Raw genomic sequence first — 20,606 nt, 5'->3', positions numbered from 1 at the left:
GTTTACCCCGGCATGATCGATTCCTCTCACCTCATCGCAAAGGAATCGTCCATGGTCGCCGCGAAGCAATCCAGGCTTCCCCTATCACGCCGCCAGCTGCTCAAGAGTGGTGCCGCCCTGGGTCTCGGTACCGCCGCCCTGAGCCTGCGCCCAGCCTGGGCCAATCCCTGGGGCCAGGCCGCTGGCTATCCTCAGGGCGTCGAAACCGGGCCCGACCTGGCTCTGGCGATACGCCGTGACACCTTGCCCATCGCCGGCAAGACCGCCAGCCCGATCAGCATTAACGGCACCAGCCCCGGCCCGCTGATCCGCCTCAAGGAAGGCCAGGATGCCGTGCTTCGAGTCACCAATCTGCTCGAGGAACCGACCTCCATTCATTGGCACGGGATGATCCTGCCTCCCGGCATGGACGGCGTACCCGGCGTAAGCTTCGCCGGCATCGCACCCGGCGAGACCTTCACCTACCGTTTCCCGGTTCGCCAGAACGGCACCTACTGGTATCACAGCCACTCGGGGCTGCAGGAACAGCTCGGTCATGCCGGCCCCCTGGTCATCGATGCCGCCGAGCGTGAGCCCTTTCGGTATGACCGCGAGCATGTGCTACTGCTGACCGACTGGACCTTCGAGGATCCGGCCAGTCTCTTTCGCAACCTGAAGCTCGGCGAGGGCTACTACAACTTCCAGGAGCGCACCGTCGCCGACTTCTTCGCCGACGTGGAGCAGCATGGCTTAGCCGATACCGCGACCCAACGCGCCATGTGGGCCCAGATGCGCATGAGCTCACGGGATATCGCCGACGTTACCGGTAGCACCTATACCTACCTGCTCAACGGCCACGCCCCGAGCGATAACTGGACCGCCCTGTTCAGGCCCGGCGAGACGCTGCGACTGCGCATCATCAACGGTTCGGCGATGAGCTACTTCGACATGCGCATCCCAGGCCTAAAGATGACGGTGGTGGCCGCCGATGGCCAACCGGTACAGCCCGTCCCGGTCGACGAGTTCCGCATCGGCGTGGCGGAAACCTATGATGTCCTGGTCACGCCAAAGGATGACAGCGCCTATTCGTTATTCGCCGAATCCATGGACCGCAGCGGCTTCGCGCTGGGCACCCTGGCGCCGCGCCTGGGCATGACCGCCGCCGTCCCGGCGCGGCGCCAGATCGCCGACCGTGGCATGGAGGCCATGGGCGCTCATGGCGACATGGACATGGCCGGCATGAAGGGCATGGATCATTCCAATATGCAGAGCTCGGGCCCGTCCGGCATGCAGGGCATGGACCATTCCAACATGCAGAACTCGGGCCCGTCCGGCATGCAGGACATGGCTTCCCACGAGGCCGGTGCGATACTCCCCGTGGGCGCCGCACAACCCGGCTCTCGCTATGATCAGGCCGGTGTCGGCATCGACCCGAGCGAACGCCGCGTGCTGGTCTATCGCGACCTCAAGGCCTTCACACCCTGGCCGGACCGGCGTCCTCCCGGTCGTGAACTGGAGCTGCACCTGACCGGCAACATGGAACGCTACATGTGGTCCTTCGACGGCAAGAAGTTCAGCGAAGTGACCGGCCCCATCCACTTCGAGAAGGATGAGCGGCTGCGCCTGATCCTGGTTAACGACACCATGATGGAACACCCCATTCACCTGCACGGCATGTGGATGGAGCTGGAGAACGGCGCCAGCGAGCTGATTCCCCGCAAGCACACCCTGAACGTCAAGCCCGGCGAACGGGTATCTGCCCTGATCACCGCCGATGCCGAGGGCAGCTGGGCCTTCCACTGTCACCTGCTCTATCACATGGATGCCGGCATGTTCCGGGTCGTCAAAGTCGCGTAAGGAATGTTCATGAAGTCCAAGACTGTCGTTATCGGTACCGGTTCTACCCTCGCCATACTGGTGGCCGCTGGCGCTCAGGCCAGCGATGGCTACGATGCCCCGGCGAACTGGCCATCGCCGATGGCCGAACACTCACGGGGCTCGATACTCGTCGATCGCTTGGAATATGCTTCCCCCGACAAGGGCGAGGATGCCCTGGTCTGGGATTTCCAGGCCTGGTACGGCGGCGATGTCAATCGAGTCTATCTAAAGGGGGAAGGCGAGAATGTCCAGGGTGACAATGAGGATGCGGAATTCGAAAATCTCGATCTGCTCTACAGCCGTCTGATCACCGATTTCTGGGAGCTCCAGGGCGGTATCGGCTATCAGGGTGGCATCGCTTCGAACGATCACCCCGAACGCTACTTCGGCGTCATCAATCTCCAGGGGCTCGTGCCTTATCGTTTCGAAACCGATCTCGACCTGAGGGTCAGCGAGGACGGCGATGTCTCGGCCAGCCTGGAAAGCGAATACGACCTGCGGATCACCCAGCGGACCTACCTGCAACCGCGCCTGGAAGTCGCAGCGGCAGCCGATGAGGTGCCGGAATTTGGCGTCGGTGAGGGCCTCAACTCGGTTCGCACCGGGCTTCGGTTGCGATATGAAATCACCCGAAAGTTCGCCCCCTATATCGGCGGCTACTGGGAAAAGTCCTATGGTGACACGGCTGACTTGGCCCGCGCCTCGGGGGATGCCACCGAAGATACCGGCGTCGTCGCCGGCGTGAGGATGTGGTTCTGATCCTGCCCTAACGTCATCATGATTCGGTCCGAACCCGCATGAAATAGCGAAGGGTCAGGGTCTCACGGTCCTGACCCTTCGATGCGCCCCGACGTCAGGGCAAGGGAGACATGGTTAGCCCGCACAAGATCGATACTGGCGCCCCGAAACGCCTTTCCCGTGCTTCATGGCGACGCATCATGTTGGGCATGGCGGTACTTACCGTTTTTCTCGCCACCGCTCTGGTGCTGTGGCGAACCGGCATGCTGGATGCCTTGCTGGCCGGCGACACCCTCGAACAGGCAGTGATACGGCTTGGCCCATTCGGTCCAGCACTGGTCGTTGGCCTAATGATGATCGCCATCGTCATGAGCCCGATCCCAAGTGCCCCGATCGCGCTCGCTGCTGGCGCGGCCTATGGTCATGTCTGGGGCACACTTTACGTGGCCATCGGCTCCGAGGCCGGCGCGCTCATCGCCTTCGCCATTTCCCGCCTGCTAGGATATGACGCGATGAGAGCCTGGTTGGGCATGCGTCCCTCCAGCGGTCTTCTTCATCGTTTCATCACCTCCCAGAACGCCCTGATGGCCGCCGTTTTCGTGACCCGGCTGATGCCGTTCCTTTCCTTCGACGTCGTCAGCTATGCGGCCGGCCTCTCGCCTCTCAAGGCCTGGCGCTTCGCCATCGCGACGCTGCTCGGCGTCATGCCGGCGAGTTTCCTGCTGGCGCATTTCGGCAACGAACTCGCCTCCGACGATCTGCGCCGTGCGGGCCTAACGGTGCTCGCGCTCGGCACCCTCACTCTGCTGCCGCTGGCCTGGAAGGCGGCGCCGACACGCTACCGATCCGCCCTCAAGCGCTTGCTGCATCTGAGGTAGCCGGTCAGCGTCTCACCAAACACCCGCTGAGGCCGGCTATGACTTGCACCCCGGACATTTCTCGCTGACGTATCCATGACATCCACAACAGTAGCTCCCATTCAGCCTTGGTTCAGCTTTGTCGCCCAGGCTGATGGCGTGCGACGTAGGAGTGAGAATTGCATAACCGTGATCCAGGACTGGTGCTGCCCACCCTCTAGCGGCACACCACAATTTGACCATTGGGTAACACAAGGGTTGTAGGATACTCACACATGATAAGTGGAGGCTCCGCCTGCATCATCCGGGCTGCTCCGTTCTGCGAGCCCCGTCCGGAACGATCAGAAAATCGCCCCCCTGCAGGGAAATGACGCTAGCGAGGTCATGACGACACAGACAAGAAGGAGTGCTCCACATGTCCAAGAATGAACTCCGTCTAGGCGTGAATGAGATCCATCTAGTGACGCGTAAGTTGAAGCTCGAGCCCTGCGATGCCGATGCGTTACGTCTGGCCATCGCACAGATAGACGAGCTATTCGGACTGCAACGCGTCACCTACGACACCGACAAGTGCAAGCTCATCATGGCCTATGACGGGTCGCGGCTGTGCATCGACCATATCGAAGCGATCCTCGCCCGGCACGCCATTGAGATCAGTCACGGCTGGTGGAACCGCTTCAAGGAAGACCACTACCGGTTCGTCGACCAGAACATCAAGGACAATGCCAACAAGGAGCCCTGGAGCTGTCATTGACGGCTCCCGTCGTCACCGACGCCAGGTCGTTCCACGCGGCATCGATGGTGCGGAGTGCCCGTATTTACGTCAGACGAAGATCCCCCACTGTCAAGCTAGTTGGAGCCTCAGCGGCTGATAGACTCTGAACCCTGGAGGGGCGAGACGAGGCTCCGATGAAGTAATCCGACGAGCGCCGGGAAGCTATCCTCAAGAAGCTATTCCCGCCCCATAACCGCACGGTCGCGGAGGTAGCTGAGGAAGAAGGTATCTCGGCGACCACGTTGTACAACTGGCGGAATAAGGCCCGGAAAGCGGGTCGTCTGCTGCCCGACCAGGCGGATGATCCCGAAGGCTAGAGCTGATGTGACAAATTCCATGCCGTGCGTGAAATGGCCGCGCTGAGTGACGCCGAGCTGGCCGAATACTACCGGCAGCGTGGTTTGTACCCTGATTAGTTCCAGCATTGAACGTGCGTCAAGCGTTCGGGCGATGGGCCAAGCAACGCCCACCGGATCATAGATTTCACCGACGTGTAACTGGCTACTCTGGAGGAATAATGAACGCTACGCAGCAATACGTTCTGCTACTTGGCCTGGCGCTGGGTACCGTGGGTATGGTGCTTTCCCTTTACAGCTTGTCCCGCGCCATAGGCCCGACACGCGGGGAGCCGGGCAAGGATGTGCCGGCGAGTTCCGGAGTCCTGTCGCGGGATCCGGTATGGGGGCGGTATCACGCTCGTTACTATGGATACGCGTTGCTGTTTCTGGCTTTCGATATGGAGATGGCATTCATGTACCCGTGGGCCGTTGTGTACAAGGAAGTAGGAATGGTTGCCTTGCTTGATATGGGCGTGTTTCTTGCCATTCTTTTTCTCGGTCTGCTCTACGGGTGGAGTCAGGGGGCTTTCAGGCGGCAATGAGTTCTGATCCAGCAATAAACCTAACGGGCGCACGGCAGAAACGTTACTCAGTGCTGCAGAAGCTGGTTTCCCGGGCCCTGGCGCGTAACCTGAGCTGTCTGATCGTTCCGGGCCCGGAAGTGGCCCTGGCGCATGGTCTGGACGTGACTGCAGCAGGCTTGCGCATTGCAACCACGCCACGCGATGCCAGCGTGCTTCTGATTGTCGGAGATCTGCCCGGGAAAATGGGGGATGCCGTGGCAGTGCTCTACGCGCAGATGCCCCGGCCGCGCGCGATTCTCATGGTAGGCGGGCAGACACCGTCGACTTTATCGGGTGACGATATCTCCTCAGACCTCTCGCAAGAAGATCTGACCGAAGCCGTAGGTCAGCTAAAGCGGGCATTGGCTGACGGTGCCTTTACAGACTCGCCGGAGGATTTCGACGCCTCTGTAATGCACGCCAGGATCGAGTATGTCTGCCCCATGCATCCCGAAGTTGTGGAGGATGAGCCGGGTAGCTGCCCCAAATGTGGCATGGACCTGGTAGCCCGCGAAGCCGGGGAGTCGACCCCTGAAGGCGGCAGCGATCATGAACATCACGAAGATCACGAACACCATGGCCACGAACACGAGCATTGCCATGACCAGGAGCACCAGAGCCACCATGAGCACCAGAGCCACCATGGGCATCATGAGCATCATGATGGCCATGATCAGGACCACGGCCACGACCACGACCACAATAACGAACACCAACCGGAACACGCTCCCGAAAATGCTGGGACCGAATATACCTGCCCCATGCACCCCGAAATTGTTCGGGACGAACCGGGCAGCTGCCCGAAGTGCGGCATGGATCTGGTAGTCCGTGAATCTGACGACCACTCAGAACATGAACATTCCGGCCATGATCACGGTGAACACGATCACGGTGAACACGATCACGGTGGGCATGATCATGAAGGACATGATCATGGTTCCTCGGGATTCATGTCCATGATTGAAGTCACCAAAGACCTGCCGCGCAGCGCCGACGGCCTGCAGATGGACTGGCTTGAGGTGCCGTTCGGTCCGGTCTTCCCTGGCTTGCCCGGCGGACTGAAGTTGACGCTGACCCTTGATGGTGACGGCGTAACGGAGGGGCAGGCGATCTCCCTGGTGGGGGTGACCAGCAAAGGTGACAATGTTGAAGAAAGTGAAGAGATGGATGCCGAGACCTTCATTGCGTATCTGTCAGCTGCAATTCCGCTCGCGCCGGTGAGCTACCGTCTTTTGGCTTGTCTGGCAATAGAGCAAGCGGCAGGACTGGAGGACGATTCGGCAAACGCCGGTGCCCGCACTGGCGCCCTTGAGCGTGAGCGCATCGCCAGTCATCTTGGCTGGCTGGCTCAGTTAGGGCGCCAGCTCGGCTTCGCCTGGCTGACGCAACGGGCTTCAACTCTGCAACTGCAAGTCAGAGAGGCTAACCGGGACAGTCTTGCTGCCCTGGAGCCAGCGCTGCGTACATTGGGTACCCGCCTTGAACGAACGCCTTTGCTTAAATCGCGGCTGATGGGAGTCGGTATACTGCCAACGGAATCTTCTGGTTTGCGCGGCCCCGTAGCGAGTGCTGCCAACGAAGGCGGAGATGCCTGGGCGCGCCTGTGGCAGCGCCTGGCCGAAATTTCGGCCAGCCTTGACCTTATAAAGTCGGGCGCAGAACCGGAGCTGCCGGTTCTGCGCGACGTTGGCGATGTGGCAGGAACCGGTGAGGCAACCGTTGACACTCCGCGCGGCGAGGCCCGGCTAAGTCTGAAACTGGAGCGCGGCCATGTTAAGTCATACGAGCTGGACACCGCCTGCAGTCACCATATCGGCCTGGTCCCGAAGCTTGTCGAGGGCCAGGAACTGGGCGATGCGCTGCTGGCAGTCGGGTCACTGGACCTTTCGCCCTGGGAGGTGACTTCGTGACTGTCGCCATCGTTTTGCTCGCGCTGCTTGGCAGCGCCTGGCTGCTGGCTGTGATTGAGGGCTGGATGGCCACTGGGCGTCTGAGTCCGGCGGCGCCGCTGTTCAACGGCCTGGCTCACCTCGGACGTGAATCTATTGTGCCGCGCTCGCCGGACCGGGTCTTTTTCGAGGCGGCGCCGGTGCTGCTATTGGTCGTAGCAGTGCTTGGCATGGCGGTCCTGCCGCTGGCGCCGGATCTGATCATCGCGGACCTGGGCACCGGCGCGCTCTTCATCAACGCGGCCCTGGCCTATGTGCTGGTCGCGGTGATCATGGCTGGCTGGGGGCCGGATGGCGCCTACGCGATGATCGGCGGCTGGCGTTTTCTGGGCCAGCTTATTGCCTATTCCATGCTTATTGTCATGCCGATCACGGCCGTGGCCATGCGTGCAGAGTCCCTGGTGAACACCGCGATCGTTGGTTCCCAGAGCAGCTTGTGGAACATCGTCTACCAGCCTCTGGGCTTCGTGCTGTTTTTCATTGCCGCCATGGCGCTGGCGTTCCGTGCCCCCTTCGATCTGCCCACCGCAGAAGGGGAGCTTGGCGGAGGTGTGGACGCCGAGTACACCGGGGTGCGCCTGGCAGTGCTGCGCCTGGCCCGACTGACGCTGGTGGTTACTCTGGCTTCGGCGACCACGGTGTTTTACCTCGGCGGCTGGCATGGCCCGCTGCTGCCGCCCTGGGCCTGGAGCCTGATCAAGACCCTGGCCGTAGCCGTGTCGATGCTGCTCGTCGGTCGCTACCTGCCACGCATTCGCGAGGCGGATCTGATGCGGTGGTGCTGGATTATGGGCATCCCCCTGGCACTGGTTAATATCATTATTGTCGGTTTACTGATCCTGGTGGTTCCCTAATGTACGCACAGGCTTTTTTTGTCGCTGTGTTCGGGCTGGCCGCAATCGGCTTCGGCCTGGTGGTGTTTCGCACATCGTCCATGGTCCGTTCCGCACTGGCGCTGTTGTTTTCGCAGACCGCCGTCGGCTGCATGTTTCTGGCGATGCAGACCGAATTTCTGGGTGTACTGCAGATCATGATGATGGCCACGGAGATGAGCATCATGGCCATCTTCATGGTGATGTTCATGATGGATCCCGGTGGGCTTGGCGGTATGGATATGAGCCACCAGAAGCGCTTCTCGATCGGTGCCGGGGTCAGTGCCGCCGTTGTTGCCATCGCCATTGCACTGCTGTCCGACTGGGGTCCCTTGGCGGACCAGGTGCCGGACGCGGAGGCGCAGACACGGGCGCTGGGCATGGAGCTGCTCGGGCGCTCGATGATGATCTTCGAAACCGCTGGCATCACCATCCTGACCGCGATGATTGCGGCCACGGCGGTGGCAATTCCGGTGCAGAACCTGGCGAGTAAAAACGACAAGGAGTCATCGGAATGACCGCAGTTCTGATAGTAGCGCTTCTGATCGGCGCAATACTCTTCGGTATCGGTATCTATGGCGCACTGTCCCAGACCAATCTGGTGATGATCATGATGGGCGTGGAGCTAATGCTGGCGGGCGCGATGGTGAACCTGGTCGCTTTCTGGCGCTTTCTGCACCCAGAAGCCTATTCCGGCCAGATGTTTGTGCTGGTGGTGATGACGGTTATGGCGCTGGAGATGGCGGTCGGCTTTGGCATTGCCATCGCCCGCTTCCGGGCCAAGGGCTCGGTAGAGATGGAAGAAGCGGAGGACCTTAAAGGATGAATGCAGTGGTCCTGCCGATATTACCGCCGCTGATCGCCGCCCTGGCCGTGTTGATACTGCGCCGGTGGCCGCCTGCACTGGCCCTGGCTGGCGCAACGCTCAGCCTGGCGGGAAGCCTCTGGCTTCTGGCCCGGGTGGCTAGTGGTCAGACCGAAACCCTACTTATGCCCGGTCTGCCGGACATGCCACTGCGACTGGTCGGCGTGCCGCTTACGGCGTTATTGGCCGTGACGGTGGCCACGGTGGGTACATTCGTGCTGATCCATGCCGTCGGTTACATGAAGCGAGAGTCTGGTCAGGCGCGCTTCTACGCCGTAATGTCCCTGTTCCTGGCCGCCATGCAGGCGCTGGTGCTGGCCGGCGACTGGGTTCTGCTGCTGGCGGCCTGGGAACTGATCGGGCTCTGCAGTTACCTGCTGATCGGCTTCTGGTTCCAGCGGCCCGAAGCCGCGAACGCAGCCAGCCGCGCTTTCCTCTATACCCGCAGCGCAGATCTCGGGCTTTACGTTGCGGTATTCATACTTATCGGGTCGGCAGGTACCAGTGAGATTGCCGTCTCCCTGACCGCTGGTGGTAGTGCCTCGACCGCGGCCGGGCTTCTGTTACTGCTGGCCGCCATGGGCAAGTCGGCCCAGGTTCCCCTGCAGGACTGGCTGATGCGCGCCATGGCGGGCCCGACACCGGTCTCGGCGTTGTTGCACTCGGCCACGCTGGTGGCGGCGGGCGCGATCCTGCTGATCCGCTCGGCCCCGCTGCTGACTCCTGAAGCGCTTTTCGCCATTGGGCTTGTTGGTGGCGTTACCACGGTGGCAGCCGGGGTGATTGCGCTGGCCGAGCGTGATCTCAAACGCCTACTCGCGGCTTCTACGGCCAGTCAGTACGGCCTGATGCTGATCGCAGTGAGCGCCGGGGTTCCGCTGGCCGCCCTGTTGCACTTGCTCGCCCATGCTGCCATCAAGAGCAGCCTGTTCCTGGCTGCCGGTGAATTCCAGCATGCGCGTGGCGATACCACTTTCGATCGGCTGAAGGGCGTTGGCCGCGCCAGACCCTGGGCCTTCGCTGGCTTTGCTCTGGCGGCGCTGGCACTGGCTGGCATTCCACCGCTGAGCGGGTTCTTCTCCAAGGATGCGGTGATCACCGCCGCTCTGTCTGCACAGGGCGCCGTCTGGCTCGGCCCTCTGGCCCTGGCAGGAACTCTGCTGACCGGCGCCTATATGGCCCGGGCTTTACGCTTGCTCTGGCAGGGCTCCGGCGATACCCGGCCGGTCGCCGGTACTGGCTGGATGCGCGCTGGCATCTGGGGTCTGGCGACCCCCGCCGCAGGCCTGGGTCTGGCCTTTGGTCCACTCGAAACAATGCTTGATCTGCCGGCGCCGGAAACCGCAGGTATCGGCGCCATATTGTCCGGACTCGTCGCCGCCTTGGGTGGCCTGGCGCTGGGCTGGCTGGTGCCGGTCAAGCGTCTGCTTGGGCCTGCCCATCAATGGGCAGCATCGGGGCTAGTGGTTGCGGGCGGGCTCACCGCCTGGGTAGGTCGGCCCGTAATGGCTGTTGCCCGGCAGTGTGACCGTCTGGAAGGCCACCTTTATGCGGCCGCGCTTGGCGTCGGCCATACAGCTCTCACCATTGCCCGCGGGGGCGAGCGCCTGGAACAGCGCCTGTATCTGGCCGTACTTGGCGTCGGTCGCGCCAATCTGGCGGTGGGTCGCTGGGTTCGGGGCGGGGATGAGCGTGGTATCGACGGTCTGATCTTCGCCCTGGTGGCCGGTGTGCGGGCCCTGGGCGCGCGGGCGAGAACCCTGCAAAGCGGCCTGATCCATCACAGCCTGGCGATCAGCGCCGTAGCCACCGCTGTGCTCCTTGTCATCCTGTTTTCAGCTTCACTGAGTTTCTAAAGGAACCCTGTATTCATGATACCACTCGTATCTCTGACCTTGTTTTTGCCTCTCGCCGGCGCCGTGCTGATTCTGTGTTTGCCGAAGCCGACGGCGCGGACAGTGCATGGCATAGCGATCGTCAGTGCCGCCCTGACTCTGGTCGGCGCTCTGGCCATGTGGCTGCAGGGGGTGAGTGGTGAGGGCTTTTCCCAGGTTGAAGAGCTGGAATGGATGCCGGCCATCGGCGCCGCTTATCGGGTCGGGGTTGATGGCATAAGCCTGCCGCTGGTGCTACTGAGTGCCGTGCTTTTCCTGGTTGCACTCATCTACGCCTCGTCGCTTCGCGATCGCCCGCGGGCCTACGTGGCCCTGGTCCTGCTTCTTGAGACCACGGCAATCGGTACCTTTACCGCGCTGGACGGGATTCTGTTCTATGTGTTCTTTGAAGTTTCCCTGGTGTCGATGTATTTCATGATCGCAGGGTGGGGACACGAAGACAGGCAACGTGCAGCGCTGATGTTCTTTATCTACACCCTGCTGGGCAGCCTGCCATTGTTGCTTGCTATTCTGGGGCTTTACCTCGGCAGCCCTGATCCTACCTTCGATATGCGGGCCTGGATTGCCCATCCTCCGCTGGAGGGGGCGGCGGCCATGTGGGCGCTGATCGCCATGCTGATTACCTTTGCGGTCAAGATTCCCGCCGTACCGTTGCATACCTGGCTGCCGGCAGCCCATGTTCAGGCGCCGACCGTTGGTAGCGTCATCCTGGCTGGCATCATGTTGAAATTCGGGACTTACGGGCTTGTGCGCTTCGCCCTGCAAATGACCCCTGACGCTTTCCGCGAAGCCGGAATCGTTGTTCTGTTCTTCGGTGTCGTCAGCGCGATTTACGGCGCCTTTGCCACCCTGGCACAGACGGATCTCAAGCGCCTGGTGGCCTATACCTCAGTCAACCACATGGGCTACGTGATCGTCGGCGTCGCCGCGGCTGCGCTAACACTGGATCCTGCCGTGCGTGCCACCGCTCTGGACGGTGCCGTGCTGCAGATGTTCAGTCACGGTCTGGTCACCGGTGCCCTGTTTTTCCTGGTGGGCATGATCCAGGTGCGCGCCCAGACCCGCGAAATGAGCGAGTTTGGTGGCCTGCTCAAAACAGTTCCGCTGCTTGGCTGGCTCTTTGTGCTGGCAGCTTTCGCGTCTCTGGGTCTCCCGGGCCTCGCGCACTTCCCGGCTGAGTTCCAGATATTCCTCGCGACTCTCGGTACCACTCCCATTGCCGTTATCGTGATTCTGGGCATTGCCATTATCGCCGGAACCTTTCTCAAGGCACTGCGTGAAACCTTTCTGGGTGAGCCCCGGGAGCGCTGGAATAAAATGCCGGATCTGAGCCCGCGCGAAATTCTCGCTGTGGCGCCCCTGCTGGTGCTCACTGTCGCCACAGGTGTTGCGCCGTCCTGGGTGCTGGACATCATTCACCGGACCACATCGGTACTGGTGCTGTAATGGGTCGAGATCTCGCATTATTAATCCCGGAAATTGCCGTCCTGTTGACGGCTGTCGGTGCGCTGATCGCGGAAATGCTGCGCCGGCCCCGAATTTCGCTGGCTGTCGCCGTCATCGGCTTGCTCGTTGCCACGGGGCTGACCCTGCGCCTGCTGGGCACAGACACAACGGTGTTTGGAGGCAGCTTTCGAATCGATGCTCTGAGCATCTGGGCCAAGCTTATTTTGCTGCCTGCTACAGTGCTTTCGATGCTGTTGGCGCGGGTGGATGTTCGGGGGAGCGCCCGCGAAGGTACGGTCTATAGCCTGCTGATCTTTGCCACCCTCGGCGCCCTGGTTCTGGCAGGGGCAGGGGATACCATGTTCCTGGTACTGGGTACACTGCTGACCGGCCTGGCCACCTTTGCCCTGGTTGCCTATCCGGATACTGATCCGGCGACCGAAGCTGCGATGAAATTCTTTGTATTCGCTTCGGTCACCACATCGATCATGATTTTCGGCCTGAGTTACTGGTTCGGCGCTTCGGGCTCCACACTGATTGCCGATCTGCCGGGGATGGATACGATGCCGATGGCTGTCATTCTCGGGTTCGTGGCTGTTGTTGTTGGTCTGGGCTACAAGGCATCGCTGGTTCCGTTTCATTTCTGGGCGCCAGATGCCTACGAGGGCGGGCCCCTCTCGATTGCAGCTTATCTGTCTGTAGTGCCCAAGGTTGGCGCCCTGTTTGCGCTAACGCAGGTGGTTCGTGACCTGCCCCCGGAAACCGGTTGGACTGCCGTCATTGCGGGCCTCGCGGTTCTCAGCATGACCTATGGCTATCTCGCTGCACTGGTGCAGGACAACGTCATCCGGCTGCTGGCCTATTCGTCGATTGCCCAGTCCGGTTATTTTCTTCTGGGCATTGTGGCGGTGGGCTCAAGTGAGCTTGCACTACCATCGATCATTCTGTTTGCCGCCGCCTATGCGGCCATGAACCTGGGTGCTTTCGCGGTTGCCGCCGCAACCGGGCGCACTCTGAACGATTTTGACGGGCTGGGACGTGCACGGCCGATTATGGGTATTGCAATGGTGATCTTCCTGCTGTCGCTGGTCGGCATTCCGCCGCTGGCCGGCTTCGTCGGCAAATTCATGCTCTTTGCTGCTGCCATCGACGTCCAGTTCACCTGGCTGGCAATCATAGCGATCGTCAACAGCGTGCTCTCGCTCGCGGTGTATCTACGCATCGTAGTGCCAATGTACCGGACGGCGGAAAAGACAACCATTTCACCGGGCACATGGCCCGGCATCGTGGTCATGATCACGTTTGCCGCCACACTGATCATCGGACTGGCCGCTCAGATTTTTCTAGCGGGACTGGCGACGTGATCGGACTCGCTATCAAAACGTCCGAGACCATAGACTCACGGACTGACGGAGCATCTAGGTATCGTTCTTTAGGCTTTGACACCTGGACTCAGGACAATAAACTTCTTATAGCTGCGCCTCTCCTTATAGGCGCATCAGCAGGTTAGCAGTATTTCGGAGGTCGGGCTCACGGGTCTATGTAGTTATAACCCGGCAATTTCACAGATCATCCATCCTCCCCGTCTGACGAACAAGGCGCATTGCTTCGTGTTGCTCCAGCTCAAGAAGGGATTCGAGTAATTCCTTTGCTTCAGGAATTTCTGCCTTACCTATGAGGTTGCGATAAAGGTCCGTCACCTGATCATGGAAATCGAAGATTTCCCGGCAGATCTCATTGAAACCCAGCGCAGCATAGGGTGCATCACAGGTTCGATGCGTACGGATCGGGCTTGTGTTCCAGATGATCATATATATAGGTATTCAATGCTTTGGGGTCGGCTCGACGCTTGAACTCTCTGACAACAAATTCCATCTCATTCTCATGATCCGCCAGATAAGTAAGCAGCATCCTGGCACGCTCTTCTTCATTATGATCGGCACAATGAGAAAGACAGCGTGCCAGATTCTCATGAAGCTGGCGTGTCCAGTCGACCAGATCACCAAACGTTTTTACCTCCATGATCCTGCTCCTCTGAAATCAGTGGGAATGCATATTGTCGCTGTGATTTGATGATTCTTTACGAGACAGAAAGAGACGTTCGCCAACCAGGATAGCCGCCATGACAACCGATGCTACTATCAGCACCAGGGGATCTGTCGTCGCTTTTACCCAAAGGAAGCCTGCCAGCACGACGGCATCCAGCAGTATCGCAATAACCAGCACGATTGGGTTGGCACCGACTTCCTTGCGAAGATGACGCAACACCCCCCAATGAATAGCGATATCCATGATCAAGTAAAAGATGATACCAAGTGCGGCGATACGGCTAAGGTCAAAAAATGCCGTCAGAACCAAACCAAGCACGACGGTATAGACCAGGGTATGCTTCTGGATACTTCCTGGCATATGAAAGTGACGATGCGGCACCAGTTCCATTTCCGTCAGCATTGCCAACATACGTGAGACTGCAAATATACTGGCAATGATGCCACCCGCGGTGGCCAGCATGGCAAGAATGACGGTAAACCAAACGGCGGCCTCTCCAAAAGCCGGCCGCGCAGCAGCCGCAAGTGAATAGTCTTTAGTTTCGATGATTTCCGTCAGGGACAAGTTACTCGCTACTGCAAACCCCACCAACGCATAGATAACGACGCAAAAACCGATCGATATCATGATCGCCCTGCCGACATTGCGATGGGGATCTTTTATCTCTGAGCCACTGTTGGTAATCGTCGTGAACCCCTTGAAGGCCAGAATACCCAACGCAGTCGCACCCAGAAAGCCTGTAAAAGACCCCTCAGGAGCCGATGCCGAGGTTTCCATACCGACGGAGTCGGCGAATATGACACCGACGACGCCAAACAATAGAATCCCACCAATTTTTATGAACCCGATTACTGATGCAACGCCCTGGATCAACTTGTTGGCGGTGAGGTTGATTAAGAATGCAGAAATAAGCAGCGCCACACCCAGTAGAGGCACATACAGAGACCTATCTCCTAGATCGAAGAGTTCAAGTGTGTAGGACCCGAAGGTTCTCGCCAGGAAACTCTGAGCGATCACCATGGAGAAATACATCAAGAGCGCATGAAAAGCGGTAGGTAGCGTCGATCCATAAGCTTTCTGCAGATACATGCCGATCCCACCTGCCGAAGGATAGGCATTAGACATCTTCACATAGGAGTAGGCACTGAAGGAGACGATTAGTGCCGATGACAAGAAGGCAAGAGGGAAAAGCGCTCCCGTCATCTCGGCCATCTGTCCTGTCAAGGCAAATATGCCAGCTCCAATCATGACCCCGGTCCCTAAAGCAATCGCGCCGACCAGAGACAGGCTATCTTTTTTATATTGTGGCGTTCTATCCATTGGCTCCATTATCTTTCTCCTAGCAGTTCACCTTGCGTCTCATCGATGCTTGGTTCCCGTGCCGATCTAGTACAGGCCGATCCCCTTCTCGATCACGCAGTAGATGCCAGTCAGCCATGCGACGATTCATGCCACACCCAATCGATGGCATATAACCGGCCTGGCCATGCCCCCCTGATGTGCGCTAGCTGCCATGAATCCTTCTCGATCGTAAGAAGAAATAATTCTATCGCGTGTCCAGTGAGATCTGGTGACCTATTCCATCGAGCGAAATGGTGTATAGAACCTCGAGAGAAGCCGGGTCGAGCACCCAGAGCTTGCTTTCCTCACGACTGGTGACAAGCAGCCGGCCATCATCCGGTACCACCGCCAGATGGTAAGGGGCCGTGGACAGGGTGATACTCTGCCGAGTCCCGTCGTCGAGCGTAATCAGGACTAACCGATCATCGCCCTGGCTGGTCGCGTAGAGGATTTGCCCATCTGGGCTCAGACCGACACCATGGGGGGCATCGCCGACCTCATATTCGCCCGTCACGCTGCCGGCAGGCAGATCGATCACGACGACGCGTCCGGCCGAGTCATCATTGACATAGAGCCGCTGATTGTCGCGTGAGAGCACCATATGCTCCGGGCTGCCGCCGACACGCAGGTTTCGCTCAACGAACCAGTGCTGAGTGTCGATTTCGCTGACCGTCCCGTTACCCGCGTTGCTGACCAGCAGCGATTGACCGTCTTCGCTTTCGACGACGTAGTTCGGATTCGGACCCGTTGCCACCGTCTGGATATGCTTTCCGGAATCCAGCGACACGACGCTGATGCTGCCCCCCATGGGATGAGTCGAGACGGCATAGCGACCATCGGCCGTCACCAGCACATGATGAACCGGGCCGGGAACTTCCAGCTTTCGCACAATGGCATTGGTGGTCGTATCCACCATATACAGCACGCCGGTGTTCTGCTGATTGGCCGCTGACTTTTCTCCGCCACCGTGATGGGCCGCATGTTCGTCTTCCGTCACGCCCTCCGGGGGGCTGACGTTTTCCTTCGTATCGCGTGGTGTGAGGCTGCCGGCGATCAGGTAGCGACCGTCCGGCGTTAGTGCAGAACCGTGCGTATTGAGGGTATTCGGAATGGAGGGCATCACCTGGTAGCTCTCCAGGTCAATGACGCCAATGGCATCTGCCGAGCCCATCGGCACGAAGGCGCGACTACCGGCTGCCATCGCGGCCATCGATGCGCCCAGCATGACCCCTGCCACGATTGCGTTGAGCCATTGCTTCGTTGATTTGCGTTCCATGCTGGCACCTCTTTGCTGGATACGCCGCGGGACGTAGGCCCCATAGGGGCGATGCCCACACAGCACTTAGTTGTTGGGTCCCGAGAAGAAGTCCTAGCGCTTGTCCTCGACCATGGTCAGATCTTCACCCGACGCAGCCGCAGCGAATTCGTGACCACCGACAAGGACGACGCGCTCATCGCAAAGGCGGCGAACATCGGCGAGATAAGGATACCGAGGAACGGAAACAGGACCCCGGCCGCGACAGGCACGCCGGCCCCGTTGTAGATCAGCGCGAAGAACAGGTTCTGCTTGATGTTGCGCATCGTGGCCAGCGACAACTTGCGGGCCCGCACGATGCCGTCGAGATTGCCCTTGACCAGGGTGAAGCTTGCGCTTTCGATCGCCACGTCGGCGCCGGTGCCCATGGCGATGCCGACATCGGCCTGAGCCAGGGCGGGGGCATCATTGACCCCGTCGCCCGCCATCGCCACCTTGCGGCCTTGTTCCTGCAGTTCACGGATGATGCGGGCCTTGTCTTCAGGCATCACATCAGCGCGGATCTCGTCGATGCCCAGTCGCCCAGCCACCGCTTTCGCCGTCCGCTCGTTGTCGCCCGTCGCCATGATGATGCGGAAGCCCAGTTGGTGCAGCGCCTTCAGTGCCTCGGGCGTTGTCTCCTTCACCGGGTCGGCGACACTGACCAGACCCGCGATGGCGCCGTCGAGGACGACGAACATCACCGTCTCGCCCTGGTCACGGCGGTCATTGGCGGTGTCCGACAGCTTGCCGCCGTCGAGGCCCAGTTCGGCCATCAGCTTGGCATTACCCAGCGCCACCGGCTTGCCGTCGACCACACCCTTGACGCCCATGCCGGTCACGGCCTCGAAATCGCTGGCATCGGCGAGTGTCACCCCACGTTCCTCGGCGCCGCCTACAATCGCCTCGGCCAGCGGGTGTTCGGAGCCGCGCTCCAGACTGGCCGCCAGGCGTAGCACCTCGGCCTCGTCATGCCCCTCTTCCGGCAACACCGCCACCAGCTTCGGTTTGCCCTCGGTCAGGGTGCCGGTCTTGTCGACCATCAACGTATCGACCTTGGCAAAACGCTCCAACGCCTCGGCATTCTTGATCAGCACTCCCAGCTGGGCGCCGCGCCCGGTGGCCGTCATGATCGACATCGGCGTGGCCAAGCCCAGCGCACAGGGACAGGCGATGATCAGTACCGCCACCGCCGAGACCAGCGCATAGGACAGCGCCGGCGCCGGCCCCCAGATCGCCCAGGCGATGAAGGAGAGAATGGCGACGCCGATCACCGCAGGGACGAACGTGCCCGCCACCTTGTCGGCGAACTTCTGGATCGGCGCGCGGGAGCGCTGGGCATTTGCCACCATCTCGACGATCTGGCTGAGCATGGTATCGGCGCCGACACGGGTGGCTTCCATGACCAGACTGCCGGTGCCATTGATCGTGGCCCCGGTGACCTTGTCGCCGTCGACCTTTTCCACAGGCACCGGCTCGCCCGTGATCATCGACTCGTCGATCGAGGAGCGGCCTTCGACCACCACGCCGTCCACCGGCACCTTGTCACCCGGCCGCACCCGCAGGTGATCACCCACCTGCACGTCATCCAGCGCGACCTCTTCTTCGCTGCCATCGGGCCGGATCACCCGCGCGGTCTTGGCAGCCATGTCCAGCAGCGCGCGAATCGCTTTGCCGGTGCCTTCACGGGCGCGCAACTCCATCACCTGACCCAGCAGGACCAGCGCGACGATCACCGCAGCGGCCTCGAAATAGACGCCGACATTGCCGCTCTCGTCGCGAAAGCCCTCGGGAAAGATGCCCGGCGCCAGCAGCGCGACGATGCTGAACAGATAGGCCGAGCCGACTCCCATGGCGATCAGGCTGAACATGTTAAGATTCATCGTCCGAAAAGAGTTGACACCGCGGACGAAGAACGGCCAGCCCGACCACAGGATCACCGGCGTCGCCAGGACGAATTCGATCCACAGCGTGGTGCGCTCGCCGAAAACGTCGCGGATCGCCGTGAGGCCCAGGAAGGGAGACATCGTCAGCACCAGCAACGGGACCGTGAAGATGGCCGCGACCCAGAAGCGCCGGGTGAAGTCGATCAGCTCGGGATTCGGCCCCTCATCGCCGACCGCCGACGATTCCAGCTCCAGCCCCATGCCGCACAACGGGCAAGCGCCGGGGGCGGTCTGGCGCACCTCGGGGTGCATCGGGCAAGTGTAGACGGCGCCGGCATGCCCGGCCGGCACCTTGTCGTACTTGCCGCCACGCACCGGCGTACTAGCCTCATGGTTGGCATTATGGTCCGCCTCGTGCTCGTGACACTGGTCGTGGACAGTATCGTCATGGCCGGCGAGGGCCTTTGGGTCATCGCTTACCACGGGCACGAGGTGCATGCCGCATTTCGGGCAGTCACCCGGCTGGTTGGCCACCACCTCCGGGTGCATCGGACAGATGTACTGGTCGACACTCTGGTGGTCTCCCTGGCAGCCGGCAGAGACGTGGTCCGTCTCGCCACTGCCTCGTGCTGATACATCATGCGATGCATGCCCGTGACAATGGTCGTGCTGATCTTGTTTCATGGAATCGTCTCCGTCGCCTTCATTGGCAGATGGAATCTCAGGATCGCCTGTTCCGTGATCGATTTGTCGCCATGGTGCTCATGCAGATCCATCAATGACGCAGATCGTTCCTGCGTTGCTCGTATTCCTCACGGTCGATCTCTCCCCGGGCATAGCGTTCTTGAAGAAGGTCCAGTGCCGTTGGCCGGGGCGGGTCCATGGCGTCGCCCCGCCCCCGGCTCAGGCGACGTACCAAGAAAACGGCCAAGGCGATAACGGCGCCCCAGAACAGCACCATCATGAACCCGCCGAAGAGCACATGCCCCCAGCCATCGTTGCCCATATACCCCATCATATCGCCCCACATGGTCGGATCTCCTTTCGTCATGAGGCACTCTGATGTCAGGCTAAGACCTGTGTGTTGCCCAAGGGTCAAGCTGAAGAGGCGAACGCATGCAGCTCTCGACTTCGGTCAACGTTCGGCCTGGATCATGGCATTTCGGACTTAAGTGGCCGCTACTCCGGGATTCTGGCAAGAGCTCTTAGTGCCGCCCTGCCTGCTCATCATGAGAAATACGTGATCCATCGGCTAGCGTTCGCCACTGCCCCCAGCGAGGAATGAACATCGGCACCCTCCGCTGATAGGCGCGATAGGCGTCACCGAAATGGGCCAGCATCTGCTGTTCCTCGCGATGGGCCAGCCAGGCATAGGTGATTACGATCAACGGAAACAAACCAACCGAGAATAGCGTTGGCCAATGCACCACCCCCTCACCGAACAAGGCGATGAACAAACCCGTGTATTGCGGATGCCGTACGAGGGCATACAGTCCTCCGGTAACCAGGCGGTCCTCGCGCCGTGCCTTGTAGACTTGCCGCCAGCCTTGGATAAAGATCCCGATACCGGTAAACGCCAGTCCATAACCGAGCAGCATGGAGACAAGCATGCCGGTTTCTCCCAGCCCCACCAGCGTCGACCAGAGACTGGCGCTAACATACTCGCTATCCAGGCCGAAGAAACGCACCAGCAGATAGATAGTGAGTGGAAAGCCATACATCTCGGCGTAGAGCGCGATGATGAAGGCCTGCACCGCGCCGGCACCGGCCCATTCGCGCCAGTTCTTCGGTGCGAAATAGCGATAGAAGAACCAGGACACCAAGACGATGACGATCAGCGCGAGGCCCCAGGCCCCGGTATGATTGATGGATTCGTTCATA

General features: G+C 60.4%; 19 protein-coding genes. 13 read left to right on the top strand and 6 right to left on the bottom strand.

Features of this window, described 5'->3' with window-relative positions:
- Positions 1-51 precede the first annotated feature (51 nt).
- The 13 genes from ETC27_RS15185 to ETC27_RS15125 all read left to right on the top strand — a co-directional run bounded on the left by ETC27_RS15185 (position 52) and on the right by ETC27_RS15125 (position 13,519).
- On the top strand, positions 52-1,836 hold the full coding sequence (locus tag ETC27_RS15185; protein WP_136246721.1) for a copper resistance system multicopper oxidase: 1,785 nt from the start codon (positions 52-54) through the stop codon (positions 1,834-1,836).
- A 9-nt stretch (positions 1,837-1,845) separates the two neighbouring features.
- Positions 1,846-2,616 carry a copper resistance protein B gene (locus tag ETC27_RS15180; RefSeq protein WP_136255823.1) on the top strand — a complete coding sequence of 257 codons (771 nt, stop codon included), beginning with the start codon at positions 1,846-1,848 and terminating at the stop codon, positions 2,614-2,616.
- A 110-nt stretch (positions 2,617-2,726) separates the two neighbouring features.
- Positions 2,727-3,473, top strand: a complete 747-nt coding sequence (locus ETC27_RS15175) for a TVP38/TMEM64 family protein (protein WP_205742751.1) — start codon at positions 2,727-2,729, stop codon at positions 3,471-3,473.
- Between the two features lie 394 nt (positions 3,474-3,867).
- On the top strand, positions 3,868-4,206 hold the full coding sequence (locus ETC27_RS15170) for a cation transporter (RefSeq protein ID WP_112056292.1): 339 nt from the start codon (positions 3,868-3,870) through the stop codon (positions 4,204-4,206).
- Positions 4,207-4,391: 185 nt separating this feature from the next.
- On the top strand, positions 4,392-4,544 hold the full coding sequence (locus ETC27_RS17775) for a transposase (protein WP_112056372.1): 153 nt from the start codon (positions 4,392-4,394) through the stop codon (positions 4,542-4,544).
- A 200-nt stretch (positions 4,545-4,744) separates the two neighbouring features.
- The gene (locus ETC27_RS15160; RefSeq protein ID WP_112056293.1) at positions 4,745-5,107 is read left to right on the top strand and encodes an NADH-quinone oxidoreductase subunit A; all 363 of its coding nucleotides are present in this window, start codon (positions 4,745-4,747) and stop codon (positions 5,105-5,107) included.
- Between the two features lie 119 nt (positions 5,108-5,226).
- Positions 5,227-7,038, top strand: a complete 1,812-nt coding sequence (locus tag ETC27_RS17615) for a heavy metal-binding domain-containing protein (RefSeq protein ID WP_240724944.1) — start codon at positions 5,227-5,229, stop codon at positions 7,036-7,038.
- Entirely contained in the window at positions 7,035-7,931 is an 897-nt protein-coding gene (locus ETC27_RS15150; RefSeq protein ID WP_112056301.1) for a complex I subunit 1/NuoH family protein, read from the top strand. The genes ETC27_RS17615 and ETC27_RS15150 overlap by 4 nt, the downstream gene beginning before the upstream one ends.
- Entirely contained in the window at positions 7,931-8,467 is a 537-nt protein-coding gene (locus tag ETC27_RS15145) for an NADH-quinone oxidoreductase subunit J family protein (RefSeq protein ID WP_112056303.1), read from the top strand. The genes ETC27_RS15150 and ETC27_RS15145 overlap by 1 nt, the downstream gene beginning before the upstream one ends.
- Positions 8,464-8,775, top strand: a complete 312-nt coding sequence (gene nuoK / locus ETC27_RS15140) for an NADH-quinone oxidoreductase subunit NuoK (protein WP_136246725.1) — start codon at positions 8,464-8,466, stop codon at positions 8,773-8,775. The genes ETC27_RS15145 and nuoK overlap by 4 nt, the downstream gene beginning before the upstream one ends.
- A complete protein-coding gene (locus tag ETC27_RS15135) occupies positions 8,772-10,670 on the top strand; it encodes an NADH-quinone oxidoreductase subunit 5 family protein (RefSeq protein ID WP_136246726.1) in 1,899 nt (632 codons plus the stop codon). The genes nuoK and ETC27_RS15135 overlap by 4 nt, the downstream gene beginning before the upstream one ends.
- Before the next feature lie 15 nt (positions 10,671-10,685).
- Entirely contained in the window at positions 10,686-12,155 is a 1,470-nt protein-coding gene (locus ETC27_RS15130) for a complex I subunit 4 family protein (RefSeq protein WP_136246727.1), read from the top strand.
- Positions 12,155-13,519 (top strand): NADH-quinone oxidoreductase subunit N, encoded by a 1,365-nt coding sequence (locus ETC27_RS15125; RefSeq protein ID WP_112056311.1) that lies wholly within the window; start codon positions 12,155-12,157, stop codon positions 13,517-13,519. The genes ETC27_RS15130 and ETC27_RS15125 overlap by 1 nt, the downstream gene beginning before the upstream one ends.
- Positions 13,520-13,919: 400 nt before the next feature.
- Here ETC27_RS15125 and ETC27_RS17610 read toward each other — a convergent pair whose 3' ends face one another.
- The 6 genes from ETC27_RS17610 to ETC27_RS15095 form a co-directional block, all read right to left on the bottom strand.
- Positions 13,920-14,177 carry a hypothetical protein gene (locus ETC27_RS17610; protein WP_240724943.1) on the bottom strand — a complete coding sequence of 86 codons (258 nt, stop codon included), beginning with the start codon at positions 14,175-14,177 and terminating at the stop codon, positions 13,920-13,922.
- 18 nt (positions 14,178-14,195) lie between these two features.
- Positions 14,196-15,524, bottom strand: coding sequence for an APC family permease (locus tag ETC27_RS15115; protein ID WP_240724949.1), 1,329 nt, complete (start codon positions 15,522-15,524; stop codon positions 14,196-14,198).
- Positions 15,525-15,750: 226 nt separating this feature from the next.
- Positions 15,751-16,821, bottom strand: a complete 1,071-nt coding sequence (locus tag ETC27_RS15110) for a YncE family protein (RefSeq protein ID WP_136255821.1) — start codon at positions 16,819-16,821, stop codon at positions 15,751-15,753.
- Positions 16,822-16,937: 116 nt separating this feature from the next.
- Positions 16,938-19,409 (bottom strand): copper-transporting P-type ATPase, encoded by a 2,472-nt coding sequence (locus ETC27_RS15105; protein WP_175070158.1) that lies wholly within the window; start codon positions 19,407-19,409, stop codon positions 16,938-16,940.
- Between the two features lie 91 nt (positions 19,410-19,500).
- Complete coding sequence (locus ETC27_RS15100; RefSeq protein ID WP_205742484.1) at positions 19,501-19,755, bottom strand: SHOCT domain-containing protein; 255 nt, start codon at positions 19,753-19,755, stop codon at positions 19,501-19,503.
- A gap of 175 nt (positions 19,756-19,930) precedes the next feature.
- On the bottom strand, positions 19,931-20,605 hold the full coding sequence (locus ETC27_RS15095; protein WP_112056318.1) for a methyltransferase family protein: 675 nt from the start codon (positions 20,603-20,605) through the stop codon (positions 19,931-19,933).
- Position 20,606: the final 1 nt, after the last annotated feature.

This window comes from Onishia niordana (genome assembly GCF_004798965.1).
In the GTDB taxonomy this organism is placed as follows: domain Bacteria; phylum Pseudomonadota; class Gammaproteobacteria; order Pseudomonadales; family Halomonadaceae; genus Onishia; species Onishia niordana.
This window is presented reverse-complemented; position numbering and strand designations above follow the sequence as displayed.